Annotated in this window: 13 protein-coding genes; 4 read left to right on the forward strand and 9 right to left on the reverse strand. The window is 71.1% G+C overall.

Going from position 1 to position 17,762, the window contains the following annotated elements; translation table 11 throughout:
- Positions 1–401 precede the first annotated feature (401 nt).
- Both AB8O64_RS07125 and AB8O64_RS07130 read left to right on the forward strand, forming a co-directional pair.
- Entirely contained in the window at positions 402–2,807 is a 2,406-nt protein-coding gene (locus tag AB8O64_RS07125; RefSeq protein WP_370418442.1) for a glycosyl hydrolase family 18 protein, read from the forward strand.
- Positions 2,808–2,935: 128 nt separating this feature from the next.
- Entirely contained in the window at positions 2,936–4,159 is a 1,224-nt protein-coding gene (locus tag AB8O64_RS07130) for an MFS transporter (RefSeq protein WP_370418443.1), read from the forward strand.
- Between the two features lie 102 nt (positions 4,160–4,261).
- Here AB8O64_RS07130 and AB8O64_RS07135 read toward each other — a convergent pair whose 3' ends face one another.
- Positions 4,262–5,167 (reverse strand): hypothetical protein, encoded by a 906-nt coding sequence (locus tag AB8O64_RS07135; protein WP_370418444.1) that lies wholly within the window; start codon positions 5,165–5,167, stop codon positions 4,262–4,264.
- 215 nt (positions 5,168–5,382) lie between these two features.
- Between AB8O64_RS07135 and AB8O64_RS07140 the strand changes: the two genes are divergently transcribed.
- On the forward strand, positions 5,383–6,786 hold the full coding sequence (locus AB8O64_RS07140) for a uracil-xanthine permease family protein (RefSeq protein WP_370418445.1): 1,404 nt from the start codon (positions 5,383–5,385) through the stop codon (positions 6,784–6,786).
- A gap of 97 nt (positions 6,787–6,883) precedes the next feature.
- Complete coding sequence (locus AB8O64_RS07145; protein ID WP_370418446.1) at positions 6,884–7,576, forward strand: DUF5995 family protein; 693 nt, start codon at positions 6,884–6,886, stop codon at positions 7,574–7,576.
- Positions 7,577–7,645: 69 nt separating this feature from the next.
- Here AB8O64_RS07145 and AB8O64_RS07150 read toward each other — a convergent pair whose 3' ends face one another.
- The 8 genes from AB8O64_RS07150 to rpe all read right to left on the reverse strand — a co-directional run bounded on the left by AB8O64_RS07150 (position 7,646) and on the right by rpe (position 17,545).
- Positions 7,646–9,364, reverse strand: a complete 1,719-nt coding sequence (locus AB8O64_RS07150) for an NAD(P)/FAD-dependent oxidoreductase (RefSeq protein WP_356452115.1) — start codon at positions 9,362–9,364, stop codon at positions 7,646–7,648.
- 85 nt (positions 9,365–9,449) lie between these two features.
- Entirely contained in the window at positions 9,450–10,259 is an 810-nt protein-coding gene (locus AB8O64_RS07155; RefSeq protein ID WP_370418447.1) for a carbon-nitrogen hydrolase family protein, read from the reverse strand.
- A gap of 260 nt (positions 10,260–10,519) precedes the next feature.
- The gene (locus AB8O64_RS07160; protein ID WP_370418448.1) at positions 10,520–11,488 is read right to left on the reverse strand and encodes a LysR family transcriptional regulator; all 969 of its coding nucleotides are present in this window, start codon (positions 11,486–11,488) and stop codon (positions 10,520–10,522) included.
- 55 nt (positions 11,489–11,543) lie between these two features.
- Positions 11,544–11,999 (reverse strand): Lrp/AsnC family transcriptional regulator, encoded by a 456-nt coding sequence (locus AB8O64_RS07165; RefSeq protein WP_095580789.1) that lies wholly within the window; start codon positions 11,997–11,999, stop codon positions 11,544–11,546.
- Between the two features lie 10 nt (positions 12,000–12,009).
- The gene (locus tag AB8O64_RS07170) at positions 12,010–13,548 is read right to left on the reverse strand and encodes an amino acid permease (protein WP_370418449.1); all 1,539 of its coding nucleotides are present in this window, start codon (positions 13,546–13,548) and stop codon (positions 12,010–12,012) included.
- Between the two features lie 498 nt (positions 13,549–14,046).
- Positions 14,047–15,489, reverse strand: a complete 1,443-nt coding sequence (locus AB8O64_RS07175) for a GuaB1 family IMP dehydrogenase-related protein (RefSeq protein ID WP_370418450.1) — start codon at positions 15,487–15,489, stop codon at positions 14,047–14,049.
- Positions 15,490–15,723: 234 nt separating this feature from the next.
- Positions 15,724–16,713 (reverse strand): sugar-binding domain-containing protein, encoded by a 990-nt coding sequence (locus AB8O64_RS07180; protein ID WP_356452285.1) that lies wholly within the window; start codon positions 16,711–16,713, stop codon positions 15,724–15,726.
- A 145-nt stretch (positions 16,714–16,858) separates the two neighbouring features.
- Positions 16,859–17,545 carry a ribulose-phosphate 3-epimerase gene (gene rpe, locus AB8O64_RS07185; RefSeq protein ID WP_356452107.1) on the reverse strand — a complete coding sequence of 229 codons (687 nt, stop codon included), beginning with the start codon at positions 17,543–17,545 and terminating at the stop codon, positions 16,859–16,861.
- Positions 17,546–17,762: the final 217 nt, after the last annotated feature.

The following is a 17,762-nucleotide window of genomic DNA, read 5'->3' on the forward strand; positions in this document are numbered from 1 at the left end:
TTATGGTACATGGCGTCTGACCTGCGGGTTTGATCATTCCGCAGCTCCGACGACTCCGAGCGTACGCCGCCGGGCGCCGCGATGTCCACGGGGATTTGACACGGCGCCCCGGAGCTGGACCTCGACTGGACGGGGGCTGGACGGGATCCGGACCAGGGCTCGACGGCCGTTCGACCGGCCCTGGAGCACCTCGCGGCGGCGGTCCCGGGCAGGTGGCCGGATTCCGCTTCTTGCCCGCCGTTCAGGACTTGGTTCAGACCTATTGACGCACTGGTCTAGTCCTCTTAACCTCTCCCACACCTCCGAGGAGACGGCCCGCCGGTCTGCGCAGACCACGGGCCACAGCACGTCGCACCCCCCACGCACCGCTCAGCCGAGCCCCCCACTGGAGGAAACCGATCGTGTTGTTCCGCAAGAGATCCGGCAGAAGACCCCGCACGTCAGCCCTTCCGGCCCGGACCCGCGTCACCCTCGCCACGGCCGGCGCCGCCGTCACCGGACTGCTGCTGGGCACCCTCACGGCGACCGCCTCGCACGCCGAGGACCAGGCCGCCTGCCGCCCCGACGGCCTCTACGCCACCCCGGGCGTGAACGTCCCGTACTGCTCGGTCTACGACTCCGCCGGCCGCGAGAAGATGGGCGCCGACCACCAGCGCCGCGTCATCGGCTACTTCACCGGCTGGCGCACCGGCAAGGACGGCACCCCCGCGTATCTGGCCTCCGACATCCCGTGGGACAAGGTCACCCACATCAACTACGCCTTCGCGCACGTCGACGGCGGCAACAAGATCTCCGTCGGCGCCGACAGCGCCGCCAACCCCGCCACCGGGATGACCTGGCCGGGGGTGGCGGGCGCCGAAATGGACCCGGCCCTCCCCTACCGGGGCCACTTCAATCTGCTGAGCAAATTCAAGAAGCAGCACCCGAACGTCCGGACCCTCATTTCGGTGGGCGGCTGGGCGGAGACCGGCGGCTACATCGACGAGAACGGGAAGCGCGTCGACGCCGGTGGCTTCTACCGCACCGCGACGAACGCGGACGGCTCGGTCAACCAGGCCGGGATCGACACCTTCGCGGATTCCGCCGTCGCCTTCGTCAAGAAATACGGATTCAACGGCGTCGACATCGACTACGAATACCCGACGTCCATGAAGGACGCCGGGAACCCCAAGGACTGGACCCTCGCCAACGCCCGGCGGGGCGGTCTCAACAAGGGCTACGCGGCGCTGATGAAGACGCTCCGGGAAAAGCTCGACCGGGCCGGCGCGGCGGACGGGAAGCACTATCTGCTGTCCGTCGCCGCACCGTCCTCCGCGTATCTGCTGCGTGGCATGGAGACGTACCAGACGACGAAGTACCTGGATTACGTCAATGTGATGTCGTACGACCTGCACGGCGCCTGGAACGAATTCGTCGGGCCGAACGCCGCGCTGTACGACGACGGCAAGGACGCGGAACTCGCCAAGTGGGGCGTCTACTCCGCGGCACAGTACGGCGGCACCGGATATCTGAACGGCGACTGGGCGTACCACTACTTCCGGGGCGCCCTGCCACCCGGGCGGGTCAATCTCGGTCTGCCCTATTACACCCGCGGCTGGAAGAACGTCACCGGCGGTACGAACGGCCTGTGGGGCACCGCGAAGGCCACCTCCTGTCCCGCCGGATCCGGCCTGACCAGCTGTGGTGACGGCGCGGTCGGCATCGACAACCTCTGGCACGACAAGGACGACGACGGCAAGGAGTCCCCGGCCGGTTCGAACCCGATGTGGCACGCGAAGAACCTGGAGAAGGGCGTCGTCGGGGACTACGCCGGAAAGTACGGCTTTCCGGCCGGCACCAAGCTCACCGGCAACTACAACCGCCACTACGACACCACGCTGACCGCCCCCTGGCTCTGGAACGCCGAGAAGAAGGTCTTCCTCTCCACCGAGGACGAGCAGTCGGTCAAGGCCAAGGCCCAGTACGTGGTCGACAAGGGGCTCGGCGGCACGATGATCTGGGAGCTCGCGGGCGACTACGACTGGAACGCCGCCAAGGGACAGTACGAGGTGGGCGACACCCTCACCACCGCGCTGTACGACGCCTTCAAGTCCGCCCCCGGCTACGGCGACCGACGGGCCACCACCCCGCTGCCGACGGAGGCGCTCGACCTGGACGTGAGCCTGACGAACTTCCCGCTCGGCGACTCCAACTACCCGATCAACCCGAAGATCCGCATCACCAACCGCACCAAGGCCACCGTCCCCGGCGGCTCGGAGTTCCAGTTCGACTACGGCACCTCCGCACCGGGCAACGCCAAGGACCAGTCGGGCTGGGGCCTGAAGGTCGTCCGCAGCGACCACACCGCCGCGAACAACATCGGCGGCCTCAAGGGCGACTACCACCGGGTCTCGGTGAAACTGCCGGACCGTCAGCCGCTCGCACCGGGGGCCTCTGCGGACCTCGACTTCGTCTACTACCTCCCGGCCGCCACCCCCTCGAACTGGACCGTGAGCTTCGGCGGGAAGACCTACGCCCTCGCCGGTGACCTGGCACGCGGCACCACCGTCGTCGACCCGGGCGGCCCCACCCCGACCCCGACCGCCACCCCGACGGCTTCCCCCACACCGACGCCCACCCCGACGCCCACCGCCACCCCGACCGGCGGCGCCTGCGCGGCACCGTCCTGGAACAGCGCGAACGCCTACAACGGAGGCGCCACCGTCTCCTGGAAGGGCCACTCCTGGAAGGCCAAATGGTGGACGCGGGGCGAAGAGCCCGGCACCACCGGCGAATGGGGGGTGTGGCAGGACCTCGGCGGCTGCTGAGGAATCCACCGGTCCCCCACCGGCCGGCCCCGGGGCGTCCTCCCGCCCGTTCCCCGGGGCCGGCCCCTGACAACCGGTCGCGCACACGGGGTCGACCCGCACGGGCCCGTCGGGAAGGATGCGGAGCGATGACCACCACACAGAGCCGTCCGGACCCCCGGGTGCGCCGCGCGCGGATCGCCGTGGCCACGGTCTTCGCCGTGCACGGCGCCGTCACCGGCAATTTCGCCGCCCGCGTCCCGTGGGTCCAGGAGCACGCGGGCATCAGCGCCGGGCAGCTGGGGATCGCGCTGGCCTTCCCCGCGATCGGCGCCTCGGTCGCGATGCCGCTCGCGGGCCGGATCAGCCGTCGTTTCGGCTCGCGGGCCGCGCTGCGCGGTCTGCTGGTCCTGTGGTGCGCCGCCCTCGTGCCGCCCGCCATCGCCCCCGGTCTGCTGACCCTGTGCGGGGCGCTGGCGGTGTACGGCGCGACGGCCGGGATGGCGGACGTCGCCATGAACGCGCTCGGGGTGCAGACCGAGGACCGTCTGGGCCGCTCGATCATGTCCTCGCTGCACGGGATGTGGAGCGTCGGCGGTCTTGTCGGGTCGGCGGTGGGTGCCGTCGCCGCGCACGCCGGCATCGACGCCCGGATCCAGTTCGCCCTCGCCGCGACCGCCCTGGCCGTCCTCGGCTCGGCCGCCTGCCGCTGGGTCCTCGATCTGCGCACGCCCCCGGAGGCACGGCCGACGACACAGCCGGGCGGGGGACGGCGGCAGGCTCTGCTGCCACCGCGCTCCGCGCTGCTGATCGGCGCGGTCGGGTTCTGCGCGGTCTTCGCCGAGGGGGCGAGCCTGGACTGGTCGGCGGTCTATCTCCGGGAGGCCGTCGGCTCCGGGCCGGGCCTCGCGGCCGCGTGCACCACGGCGTTCTCGTGCACGATGGCGGCGGCCCGGTTCGCCGGTGACGCGGCGGTACGGCGCTTCGGGCCGGTGCGTACCGTGCGGGTGGGCGGGCTGGCCGCGACCGCCGGCGGGGTACTGGTGGTCACCGCGGCCGGCCCGGTGCCCGCCATCGCCGGTTTCGGTCTCATCGGGCTCGGCATCGCCGTCGTCGTCCCGCTGGCCTTCGCCGCGGCCGGCCGCAGCGGCTCGGACCCCAGCCGGGCGATCGCCACCGTCGCGACGGTCACGTACACCTCGGGCCTGATCGCCCCGGCGGCCATCGGGCAGATCGCCGACGCCACGTCGCTGATGGTCTCGTTCACCGTGGTGACCGTCCTGACCGCGGGGCTGGTGGCCGGGGCGGGCGTCCTGCGGGCTCCGGCCCGTGAGGCGAGCGCGCACCGCGCGGCCTCCGCCACGAAGACCTGACGCACCCTCCCCCGGTACCCGGACACGACTCCGCGGGCCGTACGGCGGGCCCACGAGGGGCCCGGCGTACGGCCCGCGGTGCGGACCGTCGTGTGCCGGCTGTCAGAGGCTGATGATCAGCAGGTTCTGGTCCTTGCCGTGGTGGCCGTAGCCGCCGTGGTTCTTCCCGTGGTGGCCGTAGTCACCGTTGTGGTGCCCGTTGTCGTGGCCGTTGTAGTGCCCGTTGTGGTGGCCGTTGTGGTGCCCGTTGTCGTGCCCGTTGTGGTGGCCCCACTTGTGGTCGCGGTCGCAGTCGCGGCCGTTGCGCCCGTTGTGGTCACCGTTGTGGTGCCCGTTGTGGTTGCCCCACTTGTGGTCGCGGTCGCGGCCGTTGTGGTCACGCCCGTTGTCGCGGCCGTTGTGGTCGCGGCCGTTGTCCCACTTGTGGTCGCGGCCGTTGTGGTCGCCCTTGTGGTGGCCGTTGTCGCCGTTGTGGTGGCCCCACTTGCCGTTGTGGTCGCCGTTGTGGCCGTTGTGGTGGCCCCACTTGTGGTCGCCGTTGTGGTGGCCCCACTTGCCGTGGTGTCCGCCGTTGTGGTGGCCGTTGTGGTCGCCGTTGTGGCCGTGGCCCCAGCCACCGCCCCAGCCGCCCCAGCCACCCAGCCAGGCCCAGAGGCCGCTGTTGTGGCCGTTGTAGTGACCGCCGAAGTGGCCGCCCCAGCCGTTGTGGCCGCCCCAGCCGTTGTGACCGCCGTTGTGGCCGCCCCAGCCGTTGTGGTGGCCGCCGTTGTGATGGCCGTTGTCGTGGCCGTTGTGGTGGCCGCCGCCGTTGTGGTGGCCGTTGTGGTGACCGCCGCCGCAGCGACGGTGGCAGTCACCGTCCCGGTCGTGGCCGTTACGGTCGTCGTCGTCGTGACCCCACGCCGCGGCGGGGGCCTGCGGTGCGGCCTGAGCCACCCCCGACATCGGCACGATAGTGGCCGCGGCGACGATCGCGGCGGCCGCGGTGCGGCCGACGAGCTTACGCATGTATGTCTCCCGGTCTTGCAGGAATCGGACACTGGGACGCATACCTCGCACAACCCGGGCGCTAGCGGATGTATCGGGTCATACAGTCGTACGGGGGGCGAATTGGGCCGGTCGTCGCAACGCGCTGCGCCAACCGGGCGCCGACGACGGCGGGGAGCACCGGGCACCCCCGCTTAGCATGGTCCGGATCCATTTCAAGAACACAGGGAGTAACCATGGGCCTCGGCGTGCGCTGGACTCTGCACGGCGACGGGCGCACCCCGGCCCCCGGAGCCGTCGTCAGGCCCGACGAACGGCTCTCGTGGCCCCGCACCGCGGGCCTCGGCGCGCAACACGTCGTGGCGATGTTCGGGGCTTCTTTCGTCGCTCCCGTACTGATGGGTCTCGACCCGAATCTCGCGATCATGATGTCGGGCGTCGCCACGATCATCTTCCTGCTGGCGACCCGCGGCCGGGTGCCCAGCTATCTGGGCTGCAGCCTCTCCTTCGTCGGTGTCGCGGCCATCATCCGGGCGCAGGGCGGCGGCAGCGCGGCCGTCACCGGCGCGATCCTGGTGGTCGGCGCGGCGCTGTTCCTGAGCGGACTCGCGGTGAAGAAGTTCGGCGCGCGGATCATCCACGCGGCGATGCCACCGGTGGTGACCGGTGCCGTGGTGATGCTGATCGGATTCAACCTCGCGCCGGTCACGGCGAGCACGTACTGGCCGCAGGACCAGTGGACGGCGCTGCTCACCATGCTCTTCACCGGTCTGGCCGTGGTGTGCCTGCGCGGCTTCTGGTCGCGCGTCGCGATCTTCCTCGGGCTGCTCTTCGGCTATGCCCTCTCCTGGATCCTCGACCGGATCTTCGGAAAGATCCACTCGGTGCACGGCGGCCCGGAGGCCGTCGACCACTGGCGGCTCGACCTCTCGGGTGTCTCCACGGCGGACTGGATCGGCCTGCCGTCGCTGCACGCCCCGAGCTTCGGCTGGTCCGCCATCCTGGTGGCCCTGCCCGTCGTCATCGCCCTCATCGCGGAGAACGCCGGTCACGTCAAGGCGGTCGGCGAGATGACCGGCGATCCGCTGGACGACCAGTTGGGCACCGCTATCGCCGCGGACGGCGCGGCGACGATGCTCTCCACGGCGGTCGGCGGCCCGGCCAACACCACCTACTCCGAGAACATCGGCGTCATGGCGGCCACCCGCGTCTATTCCACCGCCGCCTACTGGGCCGCGGCCGGTTTCGCGCTGCTGTTCGGGCTGTGCCCGAAGTTCGGCGCGGTCGTCGCGGCCGTGCCGGGCGGTGTGCTGGGCGGTATCACCGTCATCCTGTACGGCATGATCGGTCTGCTCGGCGCGCAGATCTGGGTGCACAACAAGGTGGACCTGCGCAATCCGCTGAATCTGGTGCCCGTCGCGGCGGGCGTCATCATCGGCGTCGGCGGAGTGAGCCTGAAGATCAGCGACAACTTCGAGCTGAGCGGTATCGCGCTCGGCACGATCGTCGTCATCACCGGCTACCACGTGCTGCGCGCCCTGGCACCGGCCCATCTCAAGCAGCAGGAGCCGTTGCTGGATTCCGGCACGAGCGGCTACGACAGCACCACCGGCGAGGGGCCTGCGGGCCGCGAGGGCTGACGCCGCCCCCGGCCGCCCGGCGGGCGCCGTTCATCCGTTCCGGTGCACCGCCGTCCGCGTTCCCCTACGTTCCGTACGCGCCTGTCACTCTGTGCGCATGACGACGACGCGGGCACAGTCGCACGTGCCCACCGGGATCGACGGCGTGCTGGCGCGGATGCGGGAGCTTCAGGCGGCGCTGCCCCCGGGTGACGGGGTGGCCGTCTTCAACCGGGTGTATCTGTCGGTCACCGAGGAGATCGGCCGGCGCGTGAGCGCGGGGGCGTTCGGGAACGCGGTGGCGGCGGCGGAGCTGGACGTCCGCTTCGCCGGGCGGTATCTCGCGGCGGTGGACCGCTGTTCCTCGGGCCGGCGGCCGCCCGCCTGCTGGCGGCCGCTGTTCCAGATGCGCGGCCACCCGGCGGTACGCCCGCTGCAGTTCGCGCTGGCGGGTATCAATGCCCACATCGGGCACGACCTGGCACTCGCCCTCGCCGACACCTGCCGGATCCTGGGCGTCGAACCCCGCGCGCTGGAGGGCGACTTCGACCGGATCGGCGAACTGCTCGTCGCCCTGGAGGAGCGGATCCGTGAGGAGCTGATGCCCGGCCCGGATCTGCTGGATGTCGCCGATCCGCTGACGCATCTGGTGGGCTCGTGGAGCCTGGAGGCGGCGCGGGACGCGGCGTGGGCGTCGTTCCGCGCGCTGTGGGCGGTGCGCGGACTGCCCGATCTGGTGGCGGAGTTCACCGACCGCGTGGACGCGAGCGTCGGCCTCGTGGGGCGTTGCCTGCTCACCCCGCTGGGCTGACGGGGAAAGGCCGAGGGCCCTGGAACCGGGGTGGTTCCAGGGCCCTTCAGCATTCTCGGTTCACCGGATTCAGTCCTCCGGCAGTTCCACCGGCGCGATCTCGTCGTAGACGTCACCGGGGCCGGGGTTCGTGGCGTCCGTGGCGCCGCCGAAGAGGTTCATCACACCCCACACCGCGTTGAGCGCGGTCTGCACCGCGCCCTCGGCCCAGCCGGCCGTCCAGGAGATGTCGTCGCCCGCGAGGAACAGACCGCGCTTGTCCTCGGGGAGGCGGTCCTGCATGAAGTGGGTGAACAGACGCCGCTGGTAGCGGTAGTGGCCCGGCAGGTTGGCCTTGAACGCGCCCATGAAGTAGGGCTCGTTCTCCCAGGAGACGGTGACCGGGTTGCCGATGATGTGACGGCGGATGTCGACCTTGGGGTAGATCTCGCCGAGCGACTTGAGCATGACCTCCATGCGCTCGTTCGCCGAGAGCGGCAGCCACTTGAGGCTGTCGTCGCACCAGGTGTACGACAGGCAGATGACGGCCGGCTTGTCCGGGCCGTCGTCCAGCAGGTACGTGCCGCGGGTCATCCGGTCGGTGAGCGTCATCGACATGACGTCACGGCCGGTCTCCTCGTCCTTGTCCAGCCAGAACGGCCGGTCGACGGGCACGAAGAGCTTGGAGGACTCCATGTAGTGGGTGCGCTCCATCGCCGTCCAGTGGTCGATGGGGAAGAGCGAGTCGTCGCACTCGATCTTCGACAGCAGCATCCAGGACTGCGCGGTGAAGACGGCGGCGCGGTAGGTGCTGATGTCACCGGTCGCGTCGGTGACCGTGATGCGGTTGCCGGCCGTGCGGTGCATCCGGGTCACGGCGGGACGGGGCTCGCCGTTGTGCAGCGAGGACAGCGAGGTGCCCTGCGCCCAGTGGACGATCTTCTCGGGCTCGCGCTCCCACAGGCGCAGCGGCAGCTGCTGCGAGCCGCCGACGATGCCGCGGTGGTGGTCGTCGGCCTCGGTGTAGACGACGCGCAGGATCTCCAGGATGGAGTTGGGGAAGTCGGTGTCCCAGCCGCCGGTGCCGAAGCCGACCTGGCCGAAGATCTCGCGGTGCTTGAAGGACTTGAAGGCCTCGGACTCACAGAGGAAGCCGTAGAAGGTCTGGTTGTCGAGCTTCTCGACGAGCTTCGCCCAGATCTCCCGGATGCGCGGCACATCGCGCTCGCGCATGGCCTGGTTCATGTCGGAGAAGTCCGCGCCCTCCTCCAGGCAGGCGTTCCACGCGTTCATCACGTCGCGGTAGACCTGCGGAAGGTCGTCGACGGTGACGGCGTAGTGGGACTCGCCCTTGAGGTCGACGACCGTGGAGGGGGTCTCCGGCGCGAGCGGGTTGGGGAACGGCTTGGTCTCCAGCCCGACGAGGTCGATGTAGTGCTGGAAGGCGGTGGAGGACGGCGGGAAGCGCATGGCGCCCATCTCCGCGGTCAGCGGCCCGCTGTCGCCCTCGGCGTCACAGCCCTCGAAACCGACCGTCCGCAGCCGCCCGCCGATCTGGTCCGCCTCGTAGACGACGGGCTTGAGGCCCATCTTCATCAGCTCGTACGCGGCGATGATGCCGGACAGCCCGCCGCCGATGACGGCGACCTCGCTGCCGTGCTCGGTCGCCGGTATCTGGCCGAGGCCCGCCGGGTGGGCGAGGTAGTCGTCGTAGGCGTACGGGAAGTCCGGGCCGAACATGGTGATCGGCGGCGAGGCCTGGGCCTCGTGCTGCTCGTCGTGGACGGCGGTGGGCACCGTGGACGTCATCGGCGGGACTCCTACTGGCAGGGGGTGCGGAAGGGCTGGGGAAGAGCGGGGGGGTGCTGAGGTGACGGACCCGGGCCGGATCAGGTCAGGTGAGCCGTCCGTACAGCTCGGGGCGGCGGTCGCTCAGATAGGTGTTCTCCGCGCGGGAGGCCTTGAGCAGTGCGGGGTCGACGTCGGCCACGATCAGGTCCTCGTCGGCCCCCGCCCGTGCCCGTACCGTCCCGTCGGGGGCGGCGAGGCAGCTGAGACCGGCGAAGGAGAAGTCGCCCTCGATGCCGCAGCGGTTGGCGTAGGCGATGTAGAGCTGGCTCTCCCAGGCGCGGGCCGGGACGATCGTCTGGGGGACGATCTCGTACGGGCGCATCAGCGCGGTCGGGGTGAGCAGCAGCTCGGTGCCCGCCAGCGCGTGGGCCCGGACGGGCTCGGGGAACTCGACGTCGTAGCAGATCAGCAGGCCGAGTCGGAGTCCGGCGAAGTCGGCCTGGACGACGGGCTCGTCGCCGGGCCGGAAGAAGGTGGTCTCGAAGTCACCGAAGAGATGCGTCTTGCGGTAGTTGGCGAGGCGCTCGCCGTCCGGCCCGATGAGCTGGAGGGAGTTGAAGATCACCGCCGGGTCGGTGCCGTCGCGCTCGGGGTAGCCGTAGCCGATGGCCAGGCCGTGCTCGGTGGCGATGCGCGCGACGGCGCGGGCGCCGGGGCCGTCGGCGGGCTCGGCGAGGTCCCGCACGGCGTCACCGAGGGCGTAGCCGGTGAGGTACAGCTCGTTGGTGAGCAGCAGCCGGGCGCCGGCGGCCGTGGCGCGGCGGGCGGCGCCGGCCAGGGCGGCGAGGCTGTCGGCGGTGGAGGTGGGAACGCCGCTGGGGCCTTGGTACAGCGCGATACGCAGCGGCGTCATGCGTCCTCTTCAACCGATGGGGGCGGATGTGGCTGAGCTACAGCCATGCCGGACGGGTGTTCGTCAGACATTCATCAAGACGCTCTGACGGTACGGGTCGCTCTCTCGACCGGACAAGGCGCGACCGTTGCGCACCGATGGACGATTCGTTGCGCATTGACCGCCCTTGGCGCCGATTCGTTGCGTGGGCCGGCCGGAGGATGATCGACAACTCGCCGGGGTGACTCACCGGTAGCTTTCGGCCTCGGGGGGTGAGGTTCCTAGGAGGCGTCGGAGTCGGCAGCCAGGCCGAAGGCCGACACCGCGTCGCGCACCAGCCCGCGCAGCCACCGGTGACCGCCGTCCGCCTCGTGCCGCGGGTGCCAGGCCATGCAGATCTCCAGCGGCGGCAGCTCCAGCGGGATCTCGAAGGTCTCAAGGCCCAGGGCGGCCGCGGCCGGTGCGCCGAGCCGCTCGGAGACGATCCCCACGGCGTCGGTGCCGGTGAGGACGTGCAGCGCCGCACCGAAGGTGGGCACGGTGCCGAGGACGCGGCGGCGCAGCCCGTGGGCGGCGAGGGCGTCGTCGATCGGACCGGAGCGCCTGCCGCGCCGGGAGTCCAGCAGGTGGCTCGCGGCGGCGAAGCGGCGCGGGGTCACGGTCCCTTCCAGCAGCGGGTGGCCGGGGCGGGCGACGCCGACCATCCGGTCCTGGAGCAGCGGCTCGACGCGGACCTCCGGTTCGTCGCGGTCGACGACGCCGATCTCCAGGTCGATGACGCCCTCGCGCAGGGGTGCCACGCCGGTGGGGCCCTCGGCGAGGAAGCACAGGGTGACGCCCGGGGCCTCGCGGGAGGCCCGGTCGAGCAGGGCGGCGCCGAAGGCCAGCACATTGCTGTCGTGGGCGCTGAGGGTGAAGGTGCGCTCCAGCCCGGAGGGGTCGGCGGGCTCCTCGGCCGCGAAGAGCGAGCGGGCGTCGTCGAGGAGCCGGCGGACCGGGGCGCGCAGGGCGAGGGCGCGCGGGGTGGGGACCATGTGCTGCCCGGCGCGGACGAGCACGGGATCGCCGAGGGCCCGGCGGATCCGGCCGAGGGTGCGGCTCATGGCGGGCCCGGAGAGACCGAGCCGGCCGGCGGCGCCGGTGACGGACTCCTCGGCGAGCAGCGCGTCGAGGGCGACGAGCAGATTGAGGTCGATCCCCGACAGGTTCCCCGCGGCCCGCGGCCCGCCCGCGCCGGGCTCGTCGCTCATGGCGCGGGGACCGGCCGCGTGCCGTGCGCGCGGCGGTGGTTCACGGCGGGCCCGCTCAGGAGGGCGCGCCGGAGCTGAAGCGGCGCAGCAGCGGGGAGAGCACCAGCACCGACTTGGTGCGTTCGACGAACGGCTCCCCCGCGATGCGCTCCAGCACCCGCTCGAAGTGGCGCATGTCGGAGGCGAAGACCTGGACGATGGCGTCCGCCTCGCCGGTGACGGTCGAGGCGGACGCCACCTCCGGGTAGCGCGACAGTCCGCGGTGGATCGCCTCGGGGGAGGTGTTCCGGCGGCAGTAGATCTCGATGAAGCCCTCGGTCTCCCAGCCGAGCGCCGCCGGGTCCACCCGGACGGTGAACCCGGTGATGGCTCCCTCGGCGCGCAGCCTGTCCACGCGCCGCTTGACGGCGGGCGCGGACAGACCGACCTCGGTGCCGATGTCGGCGTAGGAGCGCCGGGCGTCCTCGGCGAGGGCGTGGACGATGCGTTCGTCGAGATCGTTCAGTCGCACTGCGGGTGGATCACTTCTCTAGGGTTACCTGCGTTTCCTCCAGGGCGAGCCGCGAGCGGCTCTTCCCGTACAGGAAGTAGATCACGAGTCCGACCGCCATCCAGCCGCCGAACCACTGCCAGGTGATACCGGGCAGGTTCAGCATCATGTACACGCAGAAGCCGAAGCCGATGGCCGGGAAGACCGGGGCGAGCGGCACCCGGCGCGAACCGAGCGGGATCCGGATCCCGGACAGCGGCACCTTGAAGCTGCGCTTCATGTCCGGACGGGTGAAGAACAGCACGATCACGGCGACGTTGACCAGCGCGAAGGCGAAGAGCGTGCCGATGCTGGTGGCGTTGGCGAGCTCGCCCAGCGGCACGGCCGCGGCGAGGAGACCGCAGAACACCGAGACGATCACGGTGTTGGCGCGCGGCACACCGGTCTTCTTGTGGACCTTGGAGAAGGTCTTGGGGACGAGCCCGTCGCGGGACATCGCGAAGAGGATGCGGGTCTGGCCGTAGAGGACGGTCAGGACGACGCTGGCGATGGCGATGACGGCACCGGCGGCGAGGAGCACGGCCCAGAAGCTCTGACCGGTGACGTCCTTCATGATTCCGGCGAGCGCGGCCTCGGAGCCCTCGAAGTCGTTCCACGGCATGGCGCCGACGGCGATCGCGGCGACCAGGACGTAGATCGCGGTCACGATGAGGAGCGACAGCATGATCGCCTTGGGCAGGTCCTTCTTCGGGTTCTTCGCCTCCTCGCCCGCGGTGGAGGCGGCGTCGAAGCCGATGTAGGAGAAGAACAGGCTGGCGCCCGCGGCGGAGACACCGCCGAGGCCGAGCGGCATGAACGGCTTGTAGTTGCCGGCGCGGATGCCCATGAAGGCCACGGCGCAGAAGAGCAGCAGGGCCGCGATCTTCACGCCGACCATGATGGTGTTGGCGCGGGCGCTCTCCTTGGCCCCGCCGAGCAGGAAGGCCATGCACAGCAGGACGACGAGCAGCGCGGGCAGGTTGAAGTAGCCGCCGTCCGTGCCGGGCGGGTTGGACAGCGCGGCGGGGATGGTCACGCCGATCGTGCCGTCGAGCAGTTCGTTGAGGTACTCGCCCCAGCCGACGGCGACCGCCGCGACGGAGACGCCGTACTCCAGGATCAGGCACCAGCCGCAGACCCAGGCGATGATCTCGCCGAGGGTCGCGTAGGCGTAGGAGTACGAGGAGCCGGAGACCGGGATGGTGCCGGCCAGCTCCGCGTAGGACAGCGCCGAGAAGAGGGCCGTGAGGCCGGCGATGACGAACGAGATGACCACGGCCGGGCCGGCCTTGGGCACGGCCTCGCCGAGGACCACGAAGATGCCGGTGCCGAGCGTGGCGCCGATGCTGATCATGGTGAGCTGCCACATGCCCAGCGAGCGCCGCAGCGAGCCGCCCTCGCCCTGACCGCCCTCGGACACCAGCCGCTCGACGGGCTTGCGCCGCATCAGGCGGGTGCCGAGACCGGCGGTGGGCCGCGGGGACGACTGGACGTCGTCCGAGGCGGGTGGCGCTGTGCCCTGGTCCAACACTGGGTGGCTCCGTTCATTGCTGCCGGTCGAGGGCAGGGGCCGACGGCGGGCCACTCGGGGGGGTGCGGGCACGGCGAAGCCGAAACCCGAAAAGCGAGGGGACCGCCGAGCAAGCGGTACCCGCCACTCCACGTACAGCGCAGACCCTACGAGGTGGGTGCCTGCGCTCGTAATGCACCATCCTTGCGTATGCGCGTACGAACGTTGCGCGCGGGGGCCCGGAATGGGTGATCGTTGCACGCCTCATCATGAATCGGTACATGTCGCCGCCCGGCGGCCGCGCGGGAGGAACCTGCGGGAACCTCCCGTTCCGAGATGTTCGGCGGGAGTTCGGAAGGTATTCACGGTCATGGTCGGACATTCGCGCGGCATAAAACCGGCGCCACGGACGCGGGGCGGCGGCGGGAAACGACGACGGGGCGTGGCCGGATGGCCACGCCCCGTCGGGAACGCTCAGCGGTCGGCCACCCGGCCGTCCGCGTAAATGTTCGCTGATCGTTACTGCCAGCTGGCGTGCAGCGGCTTGCCCTCCGCGTAGCCCGCGGCGCTCTGCACACCGACGACGGCGCGCTCGGCGAACTCCTCCAGGGAGCCCGCGCCCGCGTAGGTGCAGGAGGAGCGGACGCCCGCGATGATCGAGTCGATCAGGTCCTCGACGCCCGGGCGGGCCGGGTCGAGGAACATGCGGGAGGTGGAGATGCCCTCCTCGAACAGGCCCTTGCGCGCCCGGTCGTAGGCCGACTCCTCGCTGGTGCGGTTGCGCACGGCGCGGGCCGAGGCCATGCCGAAGCTCTCCTTGTACAGCCGCCCCTCGGCGGTCTGCTGGAGGTCGCCCGGGGACTCGTACGTACCGGCGAACCAGGAGCCCACCATCACATTGGACGCGCCGGCGGCGAGCGCCATGGCGACGTCACGCGGGTGACGGACGCCACCGTCGGCCCAGACGTGCTTGCCGAACTTCTTGGCCTCGGCGGCGCACTCCAGGACGGCGGAGAACTGCGGGCGGCCGACACCGGTCATCATGCGGGTGGTGCACATGGCGCCGGGGCCCACACCGACCTTGATGATGTCCGCGCCGGCCTCGATGAGGTCGCGCACACCCTCGGCGGCGACGATGTTGCCCGCCACGATCGGGACCTGCGGGTCGAGGGCGCGGACCGCCTTGATCGCGCTGATCATCGACTCCTGGTGACCGTGCGCGGTGTCCACGACGATCGTGTCCGCACCGGCCTCCAGCAGCTGCTTGGCCTTGCCGGCCACGTCGCCGTTGATGCCGACGGCCGCGGCGATGCGCAGCTTGCCCTCGGCGTCGGTGGCGGGGGTGTACAGCGTCGCGCGCAGGGCGCCCTTGCGGGTCAGGATGCCGGCGAGACGGCCGTCCTTGTCGACCGCGGGGGCCAGCTTGCGGTGGGCCGCGTCGAGCTGGTTGAACGCCTCGCGCGGGTCGATGTCGGCGTCGAGGAGCAGCAGCTCCGTCGACATGACCTCGCTCAGCTGGGTGAAACGGTCCACACCGGTCAGGTCCGACTCGGTGACGACACCGAGCGGACGCTGCTCGCCGTCGACGACGACGCCCGCGCCGTGCGCCCGCTTGTGCAGCAGCGACAGCGCGTCGGCGACGGTCTGGGTGGGGGCGAGGACGATGGGGGTGTCGAGCACCAGGTGCCGGCTCTTGACCCAGGAGATGACGTCGGTGACGACCTCGATCGGAATGTCCTGGGGGATGACGACGAGGCCACCGCGGCGGGCGACCGTCTCGGCCATCCGCCGGCCTGCGATCGCGGTCATGTTGGCGACCACGAGCGGGATGGTGGTGCCGGTCCCGTCCGGCGCCGACAGGTCGACGCCCTGCCGGGAACCGACCGCGGAGCGGCTCGGCACCATGAACACATCGTCGTACGTCAGGTCGTACGGCGGCTTCTGGTCATTGAGGAAACGCACGTGCTGAACATCCAAGTCGTTCGGAGGTGACCCTCGACAAGCTCATGCCGAGGAAAGAGCACGTACTTCATTCTCCCATGTCGGCCTGAATGCGATGCCCGGGACGAACGTCCAGGCTCCACGGGACGGCGTGGTCCGATTCTCCAAACGCCGGATCCCGGCGGGGGCGGGACGGCTTCCGGCCGGGGCCCGCCCACGCCGGGCGCGACGTTCGACACCTCCGCCGACCAGGCGCTACGCGCCGTCCGGGTCCGCGCGGTCCAGGGCCGGGCGGGGGCCCGGGCCGGTCTCCAGCAGCAGATAGTCCGCCGCGGCGGTGTCCGTGACCAGGCTGGTGACCAGCCCGGAGCGCAGCACCGCGCCGATCGCCGCCGCCTTGCGGAGCCCGCCGGCGATCGCGACGACCTCCGGTATGCGGCGCAGCCGGTCGGCCTCGACGGTGATGCAGCGCTCACCCAGGTCACGGCCGATGCGGCGGCCCTCGGCGTCGAAGAGGTGCGCGGACATCTCGGCGGCCGCCCCGAGCGAGGCGTACTGCGCGCGCTCCTCCTCGCCGAGCATGTCGTAGACGGTCGAGATGCCCGGCGCCCAGGAGCCGATGGATACGGCGGCGACGGTGACCTTGTCGAAGTAGTCGAAGGCGCGGGCGATACCGGTCTGGCCGCGCAGCGCCGCGGCCGTGGCCGAGTCGGGCAGCAGCATCGGGGCGTAGATCGGGTGCGCCTCACCGCCGGAGACCTGTGCCGCCCGGCGCACGGCCTCCACCGAGCCGCGCTCGGCGGTGCCCGCGTCGTAGACGCCGGTGAGCTGGACGACCGTGCACGGCGGCAGCCGGTGCAGGGCCGCGGCCATGTGGATGGTCGAGCGGCCCCAGGCGAGGCCGAGCACATCGCCCTCGTTCACCAGCTCGCCGAGCAGGTCGGCGGCCACCTCGCCGAGGTTCTCCGGGTCGGGCGCGTCATCGGCCGCGTCGGCCGGGGACTCGACGACGACCGCGTGCCGCAGGCCGTAGCGGGCGCGCAGGGCGTCGGAACGCTCCGCGTCCAGCTCGGCGGGCACCCGGATCTCGATCCGCACGAGATCGCGCTCGAGAGCCGTCTCCAGCACCCGGGCCACCTTGAAGCGGCTCACGCCGAACTCCTCGGCGATCTGGATCTTCGACTTGCCCTCGAGGTAGAAACGGCGGGCCATGGCCGCCGCCTGCACCAGCTCGGCGGGCCCCATCGGCGTGGCTGAACGGCCCGTCGACACCGCGGTCTCCTCACTACGTTGAAGCTGTGGACTTATCACCGTCATCCTGTCAGAAACGGCGGTCCTTGATCAGGCCTTGACCTTCGCCCTCAGCATTTCGGGCGAGCGGGCCGAAGGCTCAGTGCCCGCAGGCCCAGGCCGCCGCGGCGGTGGCGTCCTCCGCCTGCGCGCGCAGCGCCCGCACGGCCGCGGCCGGGTCGTCCTTGCCGTACACGGCGGATCCGGCGACGAAGACGTCCGCGCCGGCCTCCGCGCACCGCTCGATGGTGTCGGCCGAGACCCCGCCGTCGACCTGGAGCCACAGCTCCAGACCGTGCCGCGAGATCAGCTCACGGGTCCGGCGGATCTTCGGAAGCATGATGTCGAGGAACGCCTGCCCGCCGAAGCCGGGTTCCACCGTCATGATCAGCAGCATGTCCAGCTCGGGCAGCAGATCCTCGTACGGCTCGATCGGCGTCGCCGGCTTGAGCGCCATGGAGGCCCGCGCCCCCTTGGCCCGGATCTCCCGCGCGAGGCGCACCGGCGCGGCGGCCGCCTCGGCGTGGAAGGTGACGGATCCCGCACCGGCCTCGACGTACTGCGGTGCCCAGCGGTCCGGGTCCGCGATCATCAGATGGCAGTCCAGCGGCGTCCCGGTGGCCCGGCTCAGCGACTCGACGACCGGCACTCCGAGCGTCAGGTTGGGCACGAAGTGATTGTCCATCACGTCGACGTGGAGCCAGTCGGCGCCCTTCACGGCCTCCGCCTCCTCGGCGAGGCGGGCGAAGTCCGCGGACAGGATGCTGGGGTTGATCTGCACGGCCATGCCCCAAGCCTGCCATGCCCGCGGCGCGGTCTTGACGCCGGAGTCAGCAATCGGCCTCGCCGGCCGGGTGGAGGGGACAATTCCGGATGTCTTCCGGATGTCCTGCCCCAGCGCCCGGCAGCTTGTCCGGCCGACGACGGGCCGTCTTGCCGTCTGCGGCGGCGGGCGCCCTGCGGGCGCGTCCTCCATCGCCGGACGGGCTGGATGTGGCTGAGCT

The organism is Streptomyces sp. QH1-20, assembly GCF_041283565.1.
GTDB classification, from domain to species: Bacteria; Actinomycetota; Actinomycetes; order Streptomycetales; family Streptomycetaceae; genus Streptomyces; species Streptomyces syringius.

Bases quoted from the DNA above. Each gene is read 5' to 3' on its own strand.
- AB8O64_RS07130 (WP_370418443.1), top strand. From the start codon at position 2,936: ATGACCACCACACAGAGCCGTCCGGACCCCCGGGTGCGCCGCGCGCGG.
- AB8O64_RS07135 (WP_370418444.1), bottom strand. From the start codon at position 5,167: ATGCGTAAGCTCGTCGGCCGCACCGCGGCCGCCGCGATCGTCGCCGCG.
- AB8O64_RS07140 (WP_370418445.1), top strand. From the start codon at position 5,383: ATGGGCCTCGGCGTGCGCTGGACTCTGCACGGCGACGGGCGCACCCCG.
- AB8O64_RS07145 (WP_370418446.1), top strand. From the start codon at position 6,884: ATGACGACGACGCGGGCACAGTCGCACGTGCCCACCGGGATCGACGGC.
- AB8O64_RS07150 (WP_356452115.1), bottom strand. From the start codon at position 9,364: ATGACGTCCACGGTGCCCACCGCCGTCCACGACGAGCAGCACGAGGCC.
- AB8O64_RS07155 (WP_370418447.1), bottom strand. From the start codon at position 10,259: ATGACGCCGCTGCGTATCGCGCTGTACCAAGGCCCCAGCGGCGTTCCC.
- AB8O64_RS07160 (WP_370418448.1), bottom strand. From the start codon at position 11,488: ATGAGCGACGAGCCCGGCGCGGGCGGGCCGCGGGCCGCGGGGAACCTG.
- AB8O64_RS07180 (WP_356452285.1), bottom strand. From the start codon at position 16,713: ATGGGGCCCGCCGAGCTGGTGCAGGCGGCGGCCATGGCCCGCCGTTTC.
- rpe (WP_356452107.1), bottom strand. From the start codon at position 17,545: ATGGCCGTGCAGATCAACCCCAGCATCCTGTCCGCGGACTTCGCCCGC.